We start from the raw sequence: 16,027 nt of genomic DNA, 5'->3' as shown, positions 1-16,027 counted from the left end.
CCGATGTACCGCGATCCGCGGCGCGCTTGACTGGATGCCGACCCTCCTACCGCCCGGCCCGTTCCCGCGAAGGACGCCATGCACGCCACCGTGAATACGCACCACACCCCCGCCGCCCCGCCCGCAAACCCCATCGCCGACGACTTCGTCCCCGTCCCACCGACGGGCCCTGGTGCCCGGACGCGCCCAGGGCTACGCGCCTCGCTCCTGGCGTGGGCCTCGAACGCCGTCGCGTGGGTGGGCTTCCTCGCGGCCATGGTCCTCATCGTCATCTCCTTCGGCAGGGCCCTGTCCGATCAGGACGCGAGCGCATATGCGTACGCCTCGCTGGGTGTGTACCTCGTCGCGGTGCTCGCCACGGCCGGCGCCGGCGCCGGGCTGACGGTCTCGTTCCTCGCGCGCGTCCGGGCAGACGACGTGAACCGTGTGGCCCCGGTCGTAGACCTCATTCTGCTGCTGCTCGTCACTACATTCAGCGCGATGACCGCGGTGTTCCCGTTCGTGTTCGTCCTCGCGGGGCGGTGAACTCCCGGATCGCCGGCCGCAGGGCACCCAGCAGCGCCGACGCCCCGATCGGGGCCCCACAGCTGGCGAGTTCGGCCGCCCGGGCATGGACGCGCGCCGCCGCGGCCCCCGCCTCCTGCGGCGACCGCCCGGCGGCGAGAAGTGACCCGGCGATCCCGGACAGCACGTCACCGGCCCCGGCGGTCGCCGCCCACGACGACCCGGCATCGTTGCCGACGACACGTCCCGAGGGTTCGGCGATCAGCGTGATGCGACCTTTCAGCAGTACCGTGAGCGACCACCGCGAGGCGAGGTCGGCGACCGCGGCGAGACGGTCGGCCCCCACCCCGGCGCCGGTCAGCCGCGCGAACTCGCCGGCGTGCGGAGTGAGCAGGGTCGGGGCCGCGCGTCGGGCGACGAGCTCGGGATGCTCGGCGACGACTGTCAGCGCATCGGCGTCGAGCAGGACCGGCAGGTCGGTGTCCAGCACGGTCCGCAGGGTGGTGAGCGCCGCGTCGTCGGTGCCCATCCCGGGCCCCACGACCCACGCCTGCACCCGACCGGCGTCGGCGAGGTCCGGGGCCGCGACGACCTCGGGAAAGTGTGCGACGACCTCGGCGTGCGCCGACCCGACATAACGCGTCATCCCCGAGGTCGCGGTCACCGCGGCACCCGTGGCGAGGATCGCCGCGCCGGGATAGCGGTGCGATCCGGCGATGATGCCGACCACACCCTGCGTGTACTTGTCGTCTCCCGGGCCGGGCAACGGCCAGTCGATGTCCTCATCCGAGTACGAGAAGAGTTGCGGTGACACCGTTTTCGACGAACCGTCGAACTCGCCGGCCGGGTCGCCGATGCCGATGTCGACGACCACGACGCGACCGCAGACCGGTGCGGCCAGCAGGTGCGCCCGCCGCGGGAACCCGAAGGTCACGGTGATGTCGGCACGAACCGCCGGCGTGTGGACCTCGCCGGTGTCGGCGTCGACTCCGGAGGGCAGGTCCACCGCGACGATCGTCGTCTCCGGACCCAACGCGTCGAAGACCTCCGCGGCGGCCGGTCGCAGCGGTCCGCGGCCACCGATGCCGACCACTCCGTCGATGACGACGTCAAGACCGTCGGGAAGCTGATCCCCGACGCGTCCACCCGCCGCACGGAAGGCGCTCAGCCCCGCCGGATGCGCCTTGTCCGGTGCCAGCAGCACCGCGTGCGTCGCCACCCCGCGTCGTGCCAGGTCCGCCGCGGCGAACAGGGCGTCGCCACCGTTGTCGCCGGCACCGACGACGACTCCGACCGACCGCCCGTAACAGCCGCCGGTGCTGCGTAGCTCGCCCGCGACCACCTGCGCGACGCCGTGCGCGGCGCGGCGCATGAGGGTGCCATCGGTGAGTAGGTGCCCCGACGCCCGTTCGGCGTCGCGGACCTCATCGGCCGTCAGGTGGCGGGTCGGCACGGGTTACTCGACGGTGACCGACTTGGCCAGGTTGCGCGGCTTGTCGACGTCGTAGCCGCGGGCCTGGGCGACGCTGGCCGCGAACACCTGCAACGGCACGGTCGAGACCAGCGGCTGCAGGAGCGTGGGCGTCTTCGGGATCGGGATGAACTCGTCGGCCACCGCGCGGGCGGCCGCGTCGTCGGGTTCGGCGATGACGATGGTGCGGGCACCGCGGGCCTGGATCTCCCGGATGTTGCTGACCATCTTCGAGTGCAGGACCGCACGCCCCTCGGCCGACGGCATCACCGTGATGACCGGCAGACCGTCCTCGATGAGGGCGATCGGCCCGTGCTTGAGCTCACCGGCCGCGAATCCCTCCGCATGCATGTAGGCGAGTTCCTTGAGTTTCAACGCACCCTCGAGCGCCACCGGATATCCGACGTGGCGGCCGATGAACAGCACCGTGTTGTGGTGCGCCAACGACCGCGCGAGCTCGCGGACCGGCTCCATCGTCTCGAGCACCTGCGCGACCGTGTCGGCCATCGCCTCGATCGCCTCGAATTCGCGGGCCACCTCGTCGGCGTACTTCGTGCCGCGGGCCTGGGCCAGCGCGAGACCCACGAGGTAGGCCGCGACGATCTGGGCGAGGAAACACTTCGTCGACGCCACCCCGATCTCCGGTCCGGCGTGGGTGTAGAGCACCGCGTCGGATTCACGCGGGATCTGCGCACCATTGGTGTTGCAGATCGCCAGGACCCGGGCCTTCTGGTCCTTGGCGTGACGCACGGCCTCGAGGGTGTCGGCGGTCTCCCCCGACTGCGAGATCGCCACGACCAGGGTCGAACGGTCCAGGACCGGGTCGCGGTAGCGGAACTCGCTGGCCAGTTCGATCTCGACGGGCAGCCTCGTCCAGTGCTCGATCGCGTACTTGGCCAGGAGCCCGGCATGGTAGGCGGTGCCACATGCGACCACGAACACCTTGTCGACATCGCGCAGGTCATCGTCGGTGAGGCGCTGCTCGTCGAGAACGATGCGGCCGTTCTGGAGATGCCCGAGCAGCGTGTCGGCGATCGCGCGCGGCTGTTCGGCGATCTCCTTGAGCATGAAGAAGTCGTAACCGCCCTTTTCGGCGGCGGCGAGATCCCAGTCGATGTGGAAAGGCTTGCCCACGCGGGGATTCTGCTCGAAATCGGTGATCGTGTAGGAATCGGCGGTGATCACCACGACCTCGTCCTGGCCGAGTTCCACCGCGTCGCGGGTGTGCTCGATGAAGGCGGTCACATCCGACCCGACGAACATCTCACCTTCGCCGACACCCACGACGAGCGGCGTCGACCGGCGGGCGGCGACGATGGTGTCCGCGTGGTCGGCGTGGGTGAACACCAGCGTGAACGCACCTTCGAGGCGTTGCAGTGCGGCGTAGGCGCTGGCGACGAAGTCGCCGGCGGTGGGTCCCAGCGCGTAGTACTTGGACACCAGGTGGACCGCGGTCTCGGTGTCGGTGTCGGAACCGAACTCCACCCCGGCGTCCTCGAGCTCGGCGCGCAGCTCGGCGTAGTTCTCGATGATGCCGTTGTGTACGACGGCGATCTTGCCGTCGTCGCTGGCGTGCGGGTGCGCGTTGCGGTCGGTGGGCTTGCCGTGCGTCGCCCACCGGGTGTGACCGATGCCCGTACGCCCCGACAACGACTCGCGCCCCACGGTCGCGATCTGCTTCTCCAGGTTCTCCATGCGGAGCGCCTTCTTCTGGATCGCGGTGTTGCCTGCGCCGTCGAGGATCGCCACGCCTGCCGAGTCGTACCCGCGGTACTCCATCCGTCGAAGTGCCTCGACGACGATGTCCAGGGCATCGCGGCCCCCCACGTATCCCACGATTCCACACATAGCTAGTCAGCGTACCTGCGCTACGGGGGTCGACGGTGTCACACGTCGGGCCGCGCGACGAGTGCCACAGTCGGGCTCATTCGAGGGTCTGGGGCACCACGATGTTCGGCGCCCCGGCAGGGACCGGGCTCGCCGCTCGACGACGCTTTCGTTCTTTCGCGCCGAGCAGCTTGGCGAACTTGTCCTGCAGCTCCGGCGGATCGTCGAGGTCGACGGCCGGGACCTTGCCGAGCACCGTGTCGGCATCGGCGAACGCCTGGTAGTCGGGGTCGTCGTTCAGGGTGTGCAGCAGGAAACCGGTGGTGAGTGCGCGCGCCGCGGTGTGCGTCTTCTTGTCGGCGCCGTTGCCGCCGATGAGCGACTTGATCGAGCGGTGTTCGATCAAGCCCCGCGCGGTGGCGCCCGGGGGCGTGCGCAGCACCACGGCCGGGGTGTCGTCTCCGGACCCCGTGTGATCGGACCCATAGGCCTGCGCGAGCGGGAGGGCGTTGCCGTCGAGGGTGTCGAGCTCACCGATCGCCGAGACGATGAGGCCCGGAGCGGACACCCGACGCGCGGCCGGGATCAGCGTCGAGGTGGTGGGTGCGGGGAACAGCGCGACGACACCTCGGACCGGCGGTTGCGGTTGACCGTGCAGGACACCCTCGGAGGCGGCGATCACGGCCGCGGCGGCACCGAAGCCGTGACCGGCGAAGCCGACCTTGCGCGGGTCGACGGTGATCGCGCCGAAGCCGAGCGGGACCCGCGACACGATGGACAGGGCCGAACGCAGATCGGCCGCCATCGCCTCGTCGGAGGCCAGGACGCCCCGCTGCCCGGCCGGCACGGCGACGACGATGCCCCAGGACGCGAGATGCTGACAGAAGTCGCGGTAGCGATCCCGTGAGACCAGCCAACCGTGACCGAATGCGATGGCGGGGAGCCGCTCGCCCGCTGCCGGCGTGAACACCTCACCGGGGGTTCCGACGATCCCGAGATCGCCCCGCAGCACCCGGTGGGGGCCGCGACGGGCGAGCACCTTCATCAGTTTCGCGGGCGACTGCGACGGCTTCTGACGCTTCTTGCCTGGCACAGCTGACACCCTATGCGTTCGGTGGCCGCAGATGGGGACTGGCATCGGCCATGTCGGCGGGCAGCATGATCCCCGGCACGGCATCGGCGGCGTCGGCGGTGTTCTCGAGGTCTTCGCGCAAGCGGTCGGTCTCCGACTGCACCGCGTTGCGCCGATGTTCGGTCATGGCGAGCGCGAGATCGCGCTGCGCGGCGGAGAACCGGCGCGACGCCTCGGCGACGTCGGCGGTGGCGTTGCGCGCGAGTGCCTCGATCTGATCGGCGAGGTTCACTGGTCACCTGCCAGTGCGAGATCCCCGGCCGACCGGCCCGGCGAGGCGTCCGGTGCGGTGTCGGGGTCCGGTGCGGCGTCGGGGTCCGGCGCGGTCCGACCGCCACGCGTATCGGCGACGACGTGCGTCGACTCTGTCGAACCCTTCTGTGCGGGTTGCGATTCGGACGTCACCCCGGACATCCCGGCGATGGCGGAACCCGCTGGGGCCGCACTGCGTCCGTCCGCAATATGTCCGTCCGCAAGATGTCCGGCCGTACCGCCTCCCAGCCGGAACGGCACGTCGGCACCGTCGCGCTCCCGGCCCTCCGGAAGCGGTTCGGTCCGGACCGGCGCGGTCTGGGCCGGCTCGGTCTGGGCCGGCTCGGTCTGGGCGAGCGCGCCACCCGGCGCCGTGGGCGTCGGCGGTGCATGCCCGTCCGGGGGTTGGTGGGTGTCCGGTTGCGGGTACGTGAGGTCGCCACGAACCGCAGCAACCCCGGCCGGCGGCGGGGCCTGGGCAGGAGATGGGGTCTGGGCTGACGCGGTATGCCCCCGGGCGGCCTCCACCGATCTCTCGGTCGGGCTCTGATCGACGGGGTAGAGCTCGTCGTCGATGCCGTGCAGGGATCGGTTGAGGATGTCCAGAATCCCGGTGATCCCACGAGTGGTGGCATCGACCGCGGCGGTGAACAGTTCCACCCGCGAGCGGACGTCTTCGATGGCGACACCGAGCGGCACGCGCCCGGTGAGCACGGCCTGCGGAAGCTCGGCCGGTGGCACCCCGGCAGCGGTCGGCGCCGACAATCGCGCCACGGTGAGGTAGAAGGTGCGGAGCAACCGGTCGATACCCGACGCGGCTGCCGCGGTGGCGTCGGTGAGGGTGCGTAACACGTGGAGGTCGGACTCGGCGCGCCGCTGGTGGTCGATGACCGCGCCGATCGCCACCTTCGACGAATCGCTGTTCCAGCCGTCATCGAGGCGGACCTGCTGCTCGGGCAGGTGGTGGAGTTGTTCGGAGACCGCGCGGTGAGCGGACACGAGGACCCGGCTGTCCGCCGAGAGCGCTGCGATGTCGACGAGGTCGATCGTGCGGAGTCCGGCGCGGACGGTGGCGTCGTCGGGCACCGGAACCCCCATCAGACGGCCGGCCGCCAGCAGGTCGGTGAGCGCGCCCGTGCCCGCCTGGGCGTCCTGGCGCAGGATCGTCAGGGAGTCCTCTCCCCGCCTCACCGCGGGTTCACCCCGGATGCGGGCAGCGCGCGCGAGATCTCGCCCGCGACCTGCTCGTCGCCGGCCGACATGGAGATCGCACTGTTGCGCAGGCTGTCGGCGAGCACGCCCGCCGCACGCGCCTGGGCACGTAGACGCTGTGCGAGCGTCGCGCTCATCTCCGAGTAGGTGGCGGCGAGTCGGGCGAGTGTTGCGGCGTCGGGACCGGCCCCCGTATCGGCGGGCGCGCGGTGCGCCCGAACCCACGTCCCGAACTCGTGCGTCGTCAGGTCATCGGCGACAGCCGTCACCACCAACGCCGACCTGCGGTAGTACGCAGCGACCCCGCACACCTGCTCGGTGTCCATCGCAATCTGTCGCACACCGGTGTCGGTCATGTCCCACCCCCTGACGATGCGGTGATCGTACCCATCCACCCGGCCCGCCGTGCCGCGTCGCAGACCCGCACCTTGGACGCAGGCGGGCCCCGCCGGGTTCCCTGTCCGACGTTTTCCGGTTGGGATTTCCGACAACAGCCACCTCGATGCGACCTTTCGCCGATCACATCCATCATCGAGAGTGACATCGACCACACTGGCGTCGAAAGGACATGCAATGAGAACGTCGAAGGCGAGCTTCGGGCTGTGGTACGACTTCCGCAACCCCGCCGGCAACGCCGATGGCAGGGGGTTCGGCGACTTCTATCGCGCGACCCTCGATCAGATCGCGTGGGCCGAGTCCATCGGCATCGACTCGGTGTGGCTCACCGAGCACCACTTCATGGACGACGGCTACACCCCGTCACCGTTCCTCCTCGCCTCGGCGATCGGTGACCGGACGACGACGATGAACATCGGCACCAACCTGGTGGTGTCGCCGTTGCACAATCCGATCCGCCTTGCCGAGGACTCGGCCACCCTCTCCCTGCTCACCGGCGGACGGTTCTCGCTCGGTGTGGGCCAGGGGTACTGGGCGCCGGAGTTCGCCGCCTTCGACCGCCGGCTGATCAACCGGCCGAGCCTGCTCGAGGAGGGGGTCGAGATCGTGCGACGGTGCTGGTCGGGCTCCGCCGAACCGTTCGACGGCAAACGCCTGCGCAAGCCGGCGCTGCCGGTGACCCCGACACCCGAGGTCATCCCCGACCTCCTCGTCGGCGCGATGGCCGACCCGGCGATCGAGCGGGCGGCCCGTATCGGCGACGGGTTCCTCAGTACCCAGAACAGCCACCACGCGTCGTATCTCGACGCGCTCGAACGGCTCGGACGCCCCCGCTCGGAAGGGCGGATCTTCGCCGGCCAGTGGACGATCATCGCCGACGATCCCGAGCGGGAGTGGGCCCGTATCGGCACCCACGCGCTCTACCAGATCAACCAGTACATCGAGATGGGCGCCTTCGGTCCGGTCCCGCAGTTCACCGAACCCGACCAGCTCGTCGACGCCGGGTCGTTCACGCTGTGGGATCCGGCCACCGCCGTCGACGAACTCACGACGCTGCTCCGTCAGACCCCGCAGATCGAGGACGTGCACTTCTGGGCACAGCTGCCCGGCGAGGAGGTCGACAGCGGCAGCGCACGCATCGAACTGTTGGCCACGAAGGTCATCCCCGCGGTCCGGGCCAGGTTGGCCGGCGAGGCATCCGTGGAGGAGGTACACGCATGATCGAGCACCCGGCCGGCGGCCCGTCCGCCCACCCGCTGGTGATCACCGACTTCCTCTACCGTGCGCGAGACATGTTCGGCGACAAGGAGATCGTCGACCATGTCGACGGGGTGGAGGTCTTCCGGTACACCTATCGCGAGTACGCCGACCGGGTGTTGCGCCTGGCCTCGGCGCTGATCGCGAGCGGCGTGGCGCCGGGCGATCGGGTCGGCACCCTGGCCTGGAACCACCGTCGCCATCTCGAGCTCTACCTCGCGGTCCCGCTGGCCGGTGCGGTGTTGCACACCATCAACATCCGGCTCTCGCCCGCAGAGATCGCCTACATCGTCGACCACGCCGACGACACGATGATCTTCGCCGACCCGTCACTGGAGCATCTCCTCGACGACGCTCGCGAACAGCGCCCCGGCATGCCGGTCGTGCAGATCGACGACGGCTCCGCGGACTCCGGCCGGCCGTCGCCGGACTCGATGATCGAGGCGGCCGAACCACTTGCGGCACCCGTCCCGCGGGCGGACGACGATCTGGCCGTGCTCTGCTACACCTCCGGCACGACCGGGGCCCCGAAGGGTGTTGGGTATTCCCACAAGTCGCTGTATCTGCACACGATGGCGGCCTGCCTGGCCGATGGGCATGCCATCTCCGAACGCGACCGCGCCCTGCTGGTGGTCCCGATGTTCCACGCCAACGCCTGGGGGGTTCCGTTCGCCGCCTTGATGTCCGGGGCCGACCAGATCCTGCCGGGACCCCATCCGACCCCGGCGCACATCGCCGGCATCATCGCCGCCGAGCGGGTCACCTACACCGGCATGGTCCCGACCGTGGCGGTCGACCTGCTCGCCCACGCGCGGCGCGCGGGGACCGACCTGACCAGCCTGCGCGCGCTGGTCCTCGGCGGTTCGACGCCGACGCTCGCGCTGATCCGCGACCTCGAGCAACTCGGCATACCCGTCTTCCAGGGTTGGGGGATGACCGAGATCTCGCCGATGGCGACGTTCTCGCGTCCCCCGGCCTTCACCGATGACGACCCGGAACGCCGCTGGGAGCACATCCGCAAACAGGGACGCCTGCTACCCGGTCTGCAGTGGAAGCTCGTCGACGACGGCGAGGTCATGCCGCATGACGGCATCAGCCGCGGGGAAATCCTGATCCGGGGTCCGTGGGTCGCCACCGCCTACTACCGGGCCGAACATCCCGAACGGTTCGACGACGGCTGGTTGCGCACCGGCGACATCGGCGTCATCGACGAGCACGGCTACCTCACGATCGTCGACCGCACCAAGGACCTGATCAAGAGCGGCGGGGAATGGATCAGTTCGGTTGCCCTGGAGGAGGCGCTGCTCGAACACCCCGGCGTGCACGAGGCGGCGGTCGTATCGGTCCCGCATCCGCGCTGGCAGGAGCGGCCGGTCGCCTACGTCGTCGGCGACGCCGGCCTCGACACCGAGGCGGTGCGGGACGAGCTGGCCACCAGGATCCCGCGCTGGTGGGTGCCCGAACTGATCGTGGTCGTCGGGCAGCTCCCGCGCACCAGCGTCGGAAAACTCGACAAACGGTCGCTGCGCGAACAGGCAGCCGGGACCCGTGATTTGTGGGAACCCACAACCGCCGCGGATTCTCCCATTCCGGTCGCGCACGGCGATTCCTAACGTCAGCAGTGTGAAGTTCAGCCTGTTCTACGTGTTGGAGAGTCCCGACGGGGACTTCCGCCGGGCCTACGACGAGATGCTGTCGCAGGTCGAGATCGCCGAGAGCCTCGGATTCGACGGGGTCTGGCTCGCCGAACACCACGGCAGCGCCTACGGCTCGATGCCCTCGCCACAGGTGGCCGCGGCGGCCATCGCGGCCCGCACCACGCGGATACGCATCGGCGTCGCGGTCAGCAACCTGACCCTCGCCTGGCCGGTGCGCATCGCCGAGGACTACGCCATGGTCGACGTGATCTCCGGCGGCCGGCTCGATTTCGGCGCAGGCCGCGGCTACCAGCCCCACGAGTTCCGCGCGATGGGCGTCGGGGACCGACAAGACGTCAGCCGTGAGGTCTTCGACGAGGCCTTCCAGATCGTCACCGGACTCTGGACGAAGGCCGTCGGTGAGCCGTACACCTTCCGCGGCAAGCACTTTCACATCGATGCCGTCGACTGCCGACCGGCTCCGCTGCAACAGCCGACGCCGCCGATCTATGTGGCGTCCATCAGTCCCGAGACCTTCGACCTGGTGGCCGACCACGGGCACAACATGCTCGTGACCCCGACGCTGATGACGTTGCCCGAGCTGAACGGATTCGTGGTCGGCGCCAAACGCACACTCATGCACCGCGGCTGCGATCCGCTCTCCCTCGACTTCCCGATGAACTGGCAGATTCACCTGGCGCAGAACGATGCGCGGGCGGTGGAACAGGCCCGGCCCTGCCTCGAGTGGTACTTCGACAACGTGATGGCGGCGGTCCCCCAGGGTGCGCAGGCACCCGCGGGCTATGAGCGATACGCCGCCCTGGCCGAAGCCGCGGCCGAAGGCGCGATGTCGCTGACCGGCCTGCGCGAGGGCGGCGTGTGCTACGTCGGCGAACCCGACGGACTCGTCCGCGAGATCGAGATCCTCCGAGAGGAGACGGGCCTCGATCACCTCATCTGCTGGATGCGGTTCGGCGGGATGCCCCACGAGCACGTCGTGCGGTCGATGGAACTGCTCGCCGAGCACGTCATGCCACGTTTCGCCGACGCACCACCACTCGTCCCTCGCACCCTGCGCGACGAGGAACCGGCCACTGCCACCGACAGATATTTCGACATCGAGTTCGACGAAGAAGGAGAGTTCCATGAGCTATCTCGCGGTTGAGAACGATCGCCGGATCTACTTCGAGCATCACCGCGGTGACGCCCGTCCGGTGGTTCTGATCCACGGCTGGGCTGCCAACACCCGTTGCTGGGACACCACTGCCCCGGCGCTGAAGGCCGCCGGTCACGAGGTCGTACTCGTCGACCTGCGTGGTTGCGGTCGCTCGGACAAGGACTTCGAGGACGTGTCCATCGGGGCACTGGCCGCCGACGTCGTCAAGGTGGTCGAGCACCTCGGGCTGTCGTCCCCGGTCGTCAACGGCTGGTCCCTCGGCGGTGCGGTGGCCACCGCCGCCGCGGCGTCGCTCGGCTCACGGGCCGCCGGCCTGGTCCTGACCGGCGGTGCGTCGCCCCGGTACACCGCCACCGACGACTGGCCCTACGGCGGAACATCCGACGACGTCGAAGGCGTGCTGGCCGGCGCCGCCGCCAACCGCGCCGACACCTTCCGCGGCGTCGCCGCCGCCGTGTGCGCGACCCCACCGAGTTCCGATGTGCTCGACTGGATCTGGGGAATGTTCCTGGAGATGGGCCCGATCGGCGACGACTCGCTGCGAGACCTCGCCCGCACCGATCTGCGCAAGGAACTCGGCGGCCTCGAGGTCCCGATCCTGCTGCTCCACGGGCGCGACGACGCGTTCGTCCCCTTCGCCGGCGCCCAGGCCGTCCTCGACCTGAACCCGCGGGCGCGCCTGGTGCCCTTCGACGGGTGCGGGCATGCCCCCTTCCTCGAGGACCGTGACCGGTACCTCGCCGAACTGACGGGATTCCTGAAGCAATGAGCCCTGCACCCAAGGTCTGGATCGTCACCGGCGGATCCCGTGGCATCGGCCGGGCGGTGGTCGAAACCGTCACCGCCCGTGGCGATCAGGTGGTCTCTCTCGCGCGAGGCGTGTCCACCACCCCATTCACCCATCCCGCGCAGGTACTGGAACTCAAGGCCGACATCACCGACTCCGAATCGGTGGCGGGCGCGTTGTCCACCGTGAAGGAGGAGTACGGCGGCGTCGACGCGCTGATCAACGTTGCCGGGGTCCACCGCGGCGGCCGCGTCGACGACCTGAGTCGTGAGGCGTGGGATCTGGTGCTGGGAACCAATCTCACCGGTGCGTTCGAGATGTGCAAAGCGACCGTCCCGATTCTCCGACCGGGCTCATCGATCGTGAATGTCGGTGCGGTGGTGGGTCTTCGAGGATTTCCGGGCGACGTGGCCTACGGCTCGGCCAAGGCCGGTCTCAGCGGGCTGACCCAGGTCCTCGCCGCCGAGCTCGCTCCCCGCGACATCCGCGTCAACCTGGTCGTCCCGGGTTTTGTGGATACCGACATGACGTCCGGGCTCAGCGATCGGGCGCGCGCACGCATCGTCTCGTCGATTCCCGCCGGCCGCACGGGACGTCCGGAGGAGATCGCGCAGGTCATCGTCGACGTGGCGGGGTCGACCTACATGTACGGGGCCACGGTGCCGGTCGACGGAGGACTGCTCGGTTCCTTCAGCGGCGGCAACCGGTGACCTGCCACGTCGGGCCACGACAGCGAGTTGTGGCAACCCACAAAAGGACCGGACCAGAGGGGGTGACTCACACCACACAGCCTCATAACGTCGTTGTTGCACACAGTTTCTCGCCCTCGTGGGTGACCGTAAGAAGGAGGCCTTCGATGGCAACCAGCACAGCGCGCCTCGACCCAGACCCGCAGATCACCGCGCAGCAGAACAAGGCTCTGGTCGCGGAATTCATGGAGGTGTTCTCCAGCGGCGACGTCGACGCCATCCTGTCCTTCCTGGCGCCGAACGCCACCTGGTGGGTCGGCGGCACCATCGACGGCATCTCCGGGACGAAGAACAAGGAGGAGTTCGGCGCGATGCTGGCCGGTCTCTCCGCCACCACGAAAACCGGTGCCATCGCACTGAAGCCGCTGGCCTGGACCGCCGAGGGCGACCGCGTCGCCGTCGAGACCGAGTCGTATTCGGAGATGGCGAACGGACGGGTCTACAACAACCTCTACCACTTCGTCTTCGTCGTCCGCGACGGAAAGATCCACGAGGTCAAGGAGTTTCTCGACACCGAGCACACCCGCGCGGTCTTCCTCGACTGAAGTCCCCTCGCCAGCCAGAAACCCTCGAAATCCGATCCCGTTCACCGAAGGAGCCAATGACATGGATGTCGGCGTACTGCTCGTCTTCCAGAACTACCACGACAACGTCAGCGACGAGGAGGTCTTCTTACACGACCTCGAGCTCGGCGTACTGGCCGAAAAGGCCGGTTTCGATTCGGTCTGGTCGGCCGAACACCACTTCGACGACTACTCGATGTGCCCGGACAACTTCGCCATCCTGGCCTACCTCGCCGGTCGCACCTCGAAGGTCATGCTGGGCATCGGTGCCACCATCCTGCCGTGGAACGATCCGCTGCGCGTGGTCGAGAAGGCCATCATGCTCGACCAGATGTCGGGCGGCCGTGTACTTCTCGGCATGGGACGCGGTCTGGCGAAGATGGAGTACGAGGCCTTCGGCATCCCGATGGAGGAGGCCCGCCCTCGCTTCAACGAGGCCGCCGAGATGGTGCTGCGCGGTCTCCGCACCGGCGTCGTCTCCGGCGACGGTCCGATGTACCCGCAGCCCGAGATCGCACTGCGGCCCGCGCCCAACCCGAACACTTCTTGGGACGGAAGACTTTTCGCTGCCGCGATGTCGCCGGATTCGGTACCCGTGGTCGCCGACCTCGGTGTGCAGATGATGACCTTCATGCAGTTCCCGTTCGAGAAGCACGCGGAAGCGATCAACGGATGGAGGCAGATGTTCCGCGACGCCCAGGGCACCGAGCCCGGCCCGCCGGTCATCCAGGACTTCGTCATCTGCCACGAGGACGCCGAGGAGGCCCGGCGCCTGGCCTACGAGCACATCAACCGGTACTTCCTGTCGGTCATCAAGCACTACGACTTCGCGGGCAAGCACTGGCGGGAGACCAAGGGCTACGAGACCTATCAGGCCGGCGCGGACATGATCCGTGAGGCCGGTATGGAAGCGGCCGCCGACGCCTACGTCGAGGCCAACGTCTACGGCACTCCCGAGCAGATCGTGGAGAAGTACGCCCACCGCCACGAGCTCATCGGCGACTTCCTTCCCAACGCGGCCTTCTCCTTCGGCGGACTCCCCTTCGACGAGGCGGAGAAGAGCCTGAAGCTGTTCGGCGAGAAGGTCGTCCCCGAGCTGCACAAGATGACCGCACGGACACCCGCGGGCGTCTGACCGGTCGGACAATGAACACCGCTGCGGCGCCGAGGTTCTCACGGCGCCGCAGCGGTCCCATTCCAACGGCGCCGGAGAATCCCACCGGCATCGCCAGAAGTGAAGGAGGAGCGATGAGCGACACCGCCGTCCACCAGGTGGCCCTCGGGTTCCGGGAGGTGATGGCCCGGGTGTGTACGCCCGTCGCGGTCGTCACGGCCTTCGACGGACAACGCCCACACGGCACCACGGTCAGCGCCTTCACGTCGCTGTCGATGGGGCCGCCGATGATCCTGGTGTCACTCGACCGCGGCTCCGACCTCCTGGCGATCATCCGCCGCACCGGCGCTTTCGGGTTGAATGTCCTCGCCCACGACCAGGCCGACGTCGCGCTCCGGTTCGCCCGAAAGGGCGCGGAAAAGTTCGACGGGGTCGACTGGTCGGCGTCTGCACGTCTCCCCCGCCTCGGCGGCGCGTCGGGCTGGCTGGCGTGTACGACAGAGACCCTCGTCGACGGCGGCGATCACGTCGTCGCACTCGGCACCGTCATCGAGACCGGCGTGACGCCCGCCGCGCCCCTGACCTACCACGACCGGGTGTTCGGCACCCACCGAGCATTCGAGGTCGCATGACGAACACCACCCCGACCCCCATCGGCACCGAGGCCTCGACGCAGTCCGTCGCGCGTGCCGTCGCGGCGATCGCCGCCGGCGGATTCGTCGTCGTGGTCGACGACGACGACCGCGAGAACGAGGGCGATCTCATCGCTTCGGCGGCGTCCATCACCGACGAACAGATGTCCTTCCTCGTCCGCCACACCACCGGCATCATCTGCGCGCCGATGACCGCCGAGCGGGCCCGCCGCCTCGACCTGCCCCAGATGGTCGCCGACAATCGCGACGCGCACGGCACCGCCTTCACCGTCACCGTCGATCACCACGACGCCGGCACCGGCGTCTCCGCCCGCGACCGGGCACTGACGGTGCGGGCCCTCGCCGCCGACGACACCGCCGCCACCGACCTCCGCCGTCCCGGTCACGTGTTCCCCCTGCAGGCACGCGAGGGAGGCGTACTCACCCGCGCCGGCCACACCGAGGCCGCTGTCGACCTGGTCACGATGGCCGGGGCAGGCGACGTGGGGGTCATCGGCGAGATCATCGCCGAGGACGGATCGATGCGCCGGGGCGAGGATCTCCTCGCCTTCGCCGCCCACCACGGACTGCCGGTGCTGCGTATCGCCGACCTGGTGGCCCACCGGGCCGCCGCCGGGACGTTCGTGCGGCAGATCGCCACCGCCGCGATGCCCACCCTCTTCGGCGACTTCCGCGCCGTCGCCTACCGCTCGGACATCGACGACACCGAACATCTCGCACTCGTCATGGGTGACGTGGCCGCCGCCGGCGCGTCCGGCGAAGGGGCGCTGGTCCGGGTCCACAGCGAGTGCCTCACCGGCGACATCGTCGGCTCCCTCCGCTGCGACTGCGGCGCCCAACTCGAGCAGGCCCTGGCCGCGATCGCCGAAGAAGGTTGCGGCGCTGTGGTCTACCTGCGCGGACACGAGGGACGCGGCATCGGGCTCGGCCACAAGATCCGTGCCTACGCACTCCAGGAGCAGGGACTCGACACCGTCGACGCCAACACCGCCCTCGGCCTGCCGGTGGACTCCCGTACCTATGGCACAGGTGCCGCGATCATCTCCGATCTCGGTATCCGACGAGTACGTCTCATCACCAATAACCCGGCCAAGTACGGCGGACTCGGGGGGCACGACCTCGAGATCGTCGGGCGCGTCGTGATGCCGACGGTGCCGACCCCCCACAACGTCCGCTACCTACGGACCAAGCAGGAACGAATGGGCCACGTGCTCCACGGCGATGCACTGGCCGAGACCTCCGGGGCATGACGTCGGTCACAGCCGATTGGTATTGTGAGGACCACCATGGGCTTGA

The 16,027-nt window shown here is 69.2% G+C and carries 16 protein-coding genes; 10 read left to right on the top strand and 6 right to left on the bottom strand.

Features of this window, described 5'->3' with window-relative positions:
* Positions 1 to 78: 78 nt before the first annotated feature.
* Positions 79 to 525 (top strand): hypothetical protein, encoded by a 447-nt coding sequence (locus H1R19_RS08225; RefSeq protein ID WP_188329764.1) that lies wholly within the window; start codon positions 79 to 81, stop codon positions 523 to 525.
* Here H1R19_RS08225 and H1R19_RS08220 read toward each other — a convergent pair.
* From H1R19_RS08220 to H1R19_RS08195, 6 genes are all read right to left on the bottom strand, one after another.
* On the bottom strand, positions 473 to 1,957 hold the full coding sequence (locus H1R19_RS08220; protein ID WP_219851171.1) for an NAD(P)H-hydrate dehydratase: 1,485 nt from the start codon (positions 1,955 to 1,957) through the stop codon (positions 473 to 475). The genes H1R19_RS08225 and H1R19_RS08220 overlap by 53 nt on opposite strands.
* Positions 1,958 to 1,960: 3 nt before the next feature.
* A complete protein-coding gene (gene glmS, locus H1R19_RS08215) occupies positions 1,961 to 3,823 on the bottom strand; it encodes a glutamine--fructose-6-phosphate transaminase (isomerizing) (protein WP_219851170.1) in 1,863 nt (620 codons plus the stop codon).
* Positions 3,824 to 3,899: 76 nt separating this feature from the next.
* Complete coding sequence (locus tag H1R19_RS08210; protein WP_219851169.1) at positions 3,900 to 4,895, bottom strand: dienelactone hydrolase family protein; 996 nt, start codon at positions 4,893 to 4,895, stop codon at positions 3,900 to 3,902.
* Between the two features lie 10 nt (positions 4,896 to 4,905).
* Positions 4,906 to 5,166: a hypothetical protein gene (locus tag H1R19_RS08205; protein WP_188329768.1), complete on the bottom strand. Its 261-nt coding sequence runs from the start codon at positions 5,164 to 5,166 to the stop codon at positions 4,906 to 4,908.
* A complete protein-coding gene (locus tag H1R19_RS08200; protein ID WP_219851168.1) occupies positions 5,163 to 6,377 on the bottom strand; it encodes a hypothetical protein in 1,215 nt (404 codons plus the stop codon). The genes H1R19_RS08205 and H1R19_RS08200 overlap by 4 nt, the downstream gene beginning before the upstream one ends.
* A complete protein-coding gene (locus H1R19_RS08195; protein WP_219851167.1) occupies positions 6,374 to 6,754 on the bottom strand; it encodes a hypothetical protein in 381 nt (126 codons plus the stop codon). The genes H1R19_RS08200 and H1R19_RS08195 overlap by 4 nt, the downstream gene beginning before the upstream one ends.
* A 217-nt stretch (positions 6,755 to 6,971) precedes the next feature.
* On the opposite strand from H1R19_RS08195, the gene H1R19_RS08190 reads away from it, so the two are divergent.
* The 9 genes from H1R19_RS08190 to H1R19_RS08150 all read left to right on the top strand — a co-directional run bounded on the left by H1R19_RS08190 (position 6,972) and on the right by H1R19_RS08150 (position 15,981).
* Positions 6,972 to 8,015 carry an LLM class flavin-dependent oxidoreductase gene (locus H1R19_RS08190; RefSeq protein ID WP_219851166.1) on the top strand — a complete coding sequence of 348 codons (1,044 nt, stop codon included), beginning with the start codon at positions 6,972 to 6,974 and terminating at the stop codon, positions 8,013 to 8,015.
* Positions 8,012 to 9,664 carry a long-chain-fatty-acid--CoA ligase gene (locus tag H1R19_RS08185; protein WP_219851165.1) on the top strand — a complete coding sequence of 551 codons (1,653 nt, stop codon included), beginning with the start codon at positions 8,012 to 8,014 and terminating at the stop codon, positions 9,662 to 9,664. Before H1R19_RS08190 ends, H1R19_RS08185 begins: the two co-directional genes overlap by 4 nt.
* A 10-nt stretch (positions 9,665 to 9,674) precedes the next feature.
* Positions 9,675 to 10,853, top strand: a complete 1,179-nt coding sequence (locus tag H1R19_RS08180; protein WP_188329773.1) for an LLM class flavin-dependent oxidoreductase — start codon at positions 9,675 to 9,677, stop codon at positions 10,851 to 10,853.
* Positions 10,834 to 11,634, top strand: coding sequence for an alpha/beta fold hydrolase (locus H1R19_RS08175; RefSeq protein ID WP_188329774.1), 801 nt, complete (start codon positions 10,834 to 10,836; stop codon positions 11,632 to 11,634). The genes H1R19_RS08180 and H1R19_RS08175 overlap by 20 nt, the downstream gene beginning before the upstream one ends.
* Positions 11,631 to 12,362: an SDR family oxidoreductase gene (locus tag H1R19_RS08170; protein WP_188329775.1), complete on the top strand. Its 732-nt coding sequence runs from the start codon at positions 11,631 to 11,633 to the stop codon at positions 12,360 to 12,362. The genes H1R19_RS08175 and H1R19_RS08170 overlap by 4 nt, the downstream gene beginning before the upstream one ends.
* A gap of 146 nt (positions 12,363 to 12,508) precedes the next feature.
* Positions 12,509 to 12,946 (top strand): nuclear transport factor 2 family protein, encoded by a 438-nt coding sequence (locus H1R19_RS08165; RefSeq protein ID WP_188329776.1) that lies wholly within the window; start codon positions 12,509 to 12,511, stop codon positions 12,944 to 12,946.
* Between the two features lie 61 nt (positions 12,947 to 13,007).
* Complete coding sequence (locus tag H1R19_RS08160) at positions 13,008 to 14,099, top strand: LLM class flavin-dependent oxidoreductase (protein ID WP_188329777.1); 1,092 nt, start codon at positions 13,008 to 13,010, stop codon at positions 14,097 to 14,099.
* A 113-nt stretch (positions 14,100 to 14,212) separates the two neighbouring features.
* Positions 14,213 to 14,710, top strand: a complete 498-nt coding sequence (locus tag H1R19_RS08155) for a flavin reductase family protein (protein ID WP_188329778.1) — start codon at positions 14,213 to 14,215, stop codon at positions 14,708 to 14,710.
* Positions 14,707 to 15,981: a bifunctional 3,4-dihydroxy-2-butanone-4-phosphate synthase/GTP cyclohydrolase II gene (locus H1R19_RS08150; RefSeq protein ID WP_219851164.1), complete on the top strand. Its 1,275-nt coding sequence runs from the start codon at positions 14,707 to 14,709 to the stop codon at positions 15,979 to 15,981. The genes H1R19_RS08155 and H1R19_RS08150 overlap by 4 nt, the downstream gene beginning before the upstream one ends.
* Positions 15,982 to 16,027 lie beyond the last annotated feature (46 nt).

The organism is Gordonia jinghuaiqii (assembly GCF_014041935.1).
In the GTDB taxonomy this organism is placed as follows: domain Bacteria; phylum Actinomycetota; class Actinomycetes; order Mycobacteriales; family Mycobacteriaceae; genus Gordonia; species Gordonia jinghuaiqii.
The sequence above is the reverse complement of the archived record's forward strand: the minus strand, read 5'-3'. Positions and strand labels throughout refer to the sequence as shown.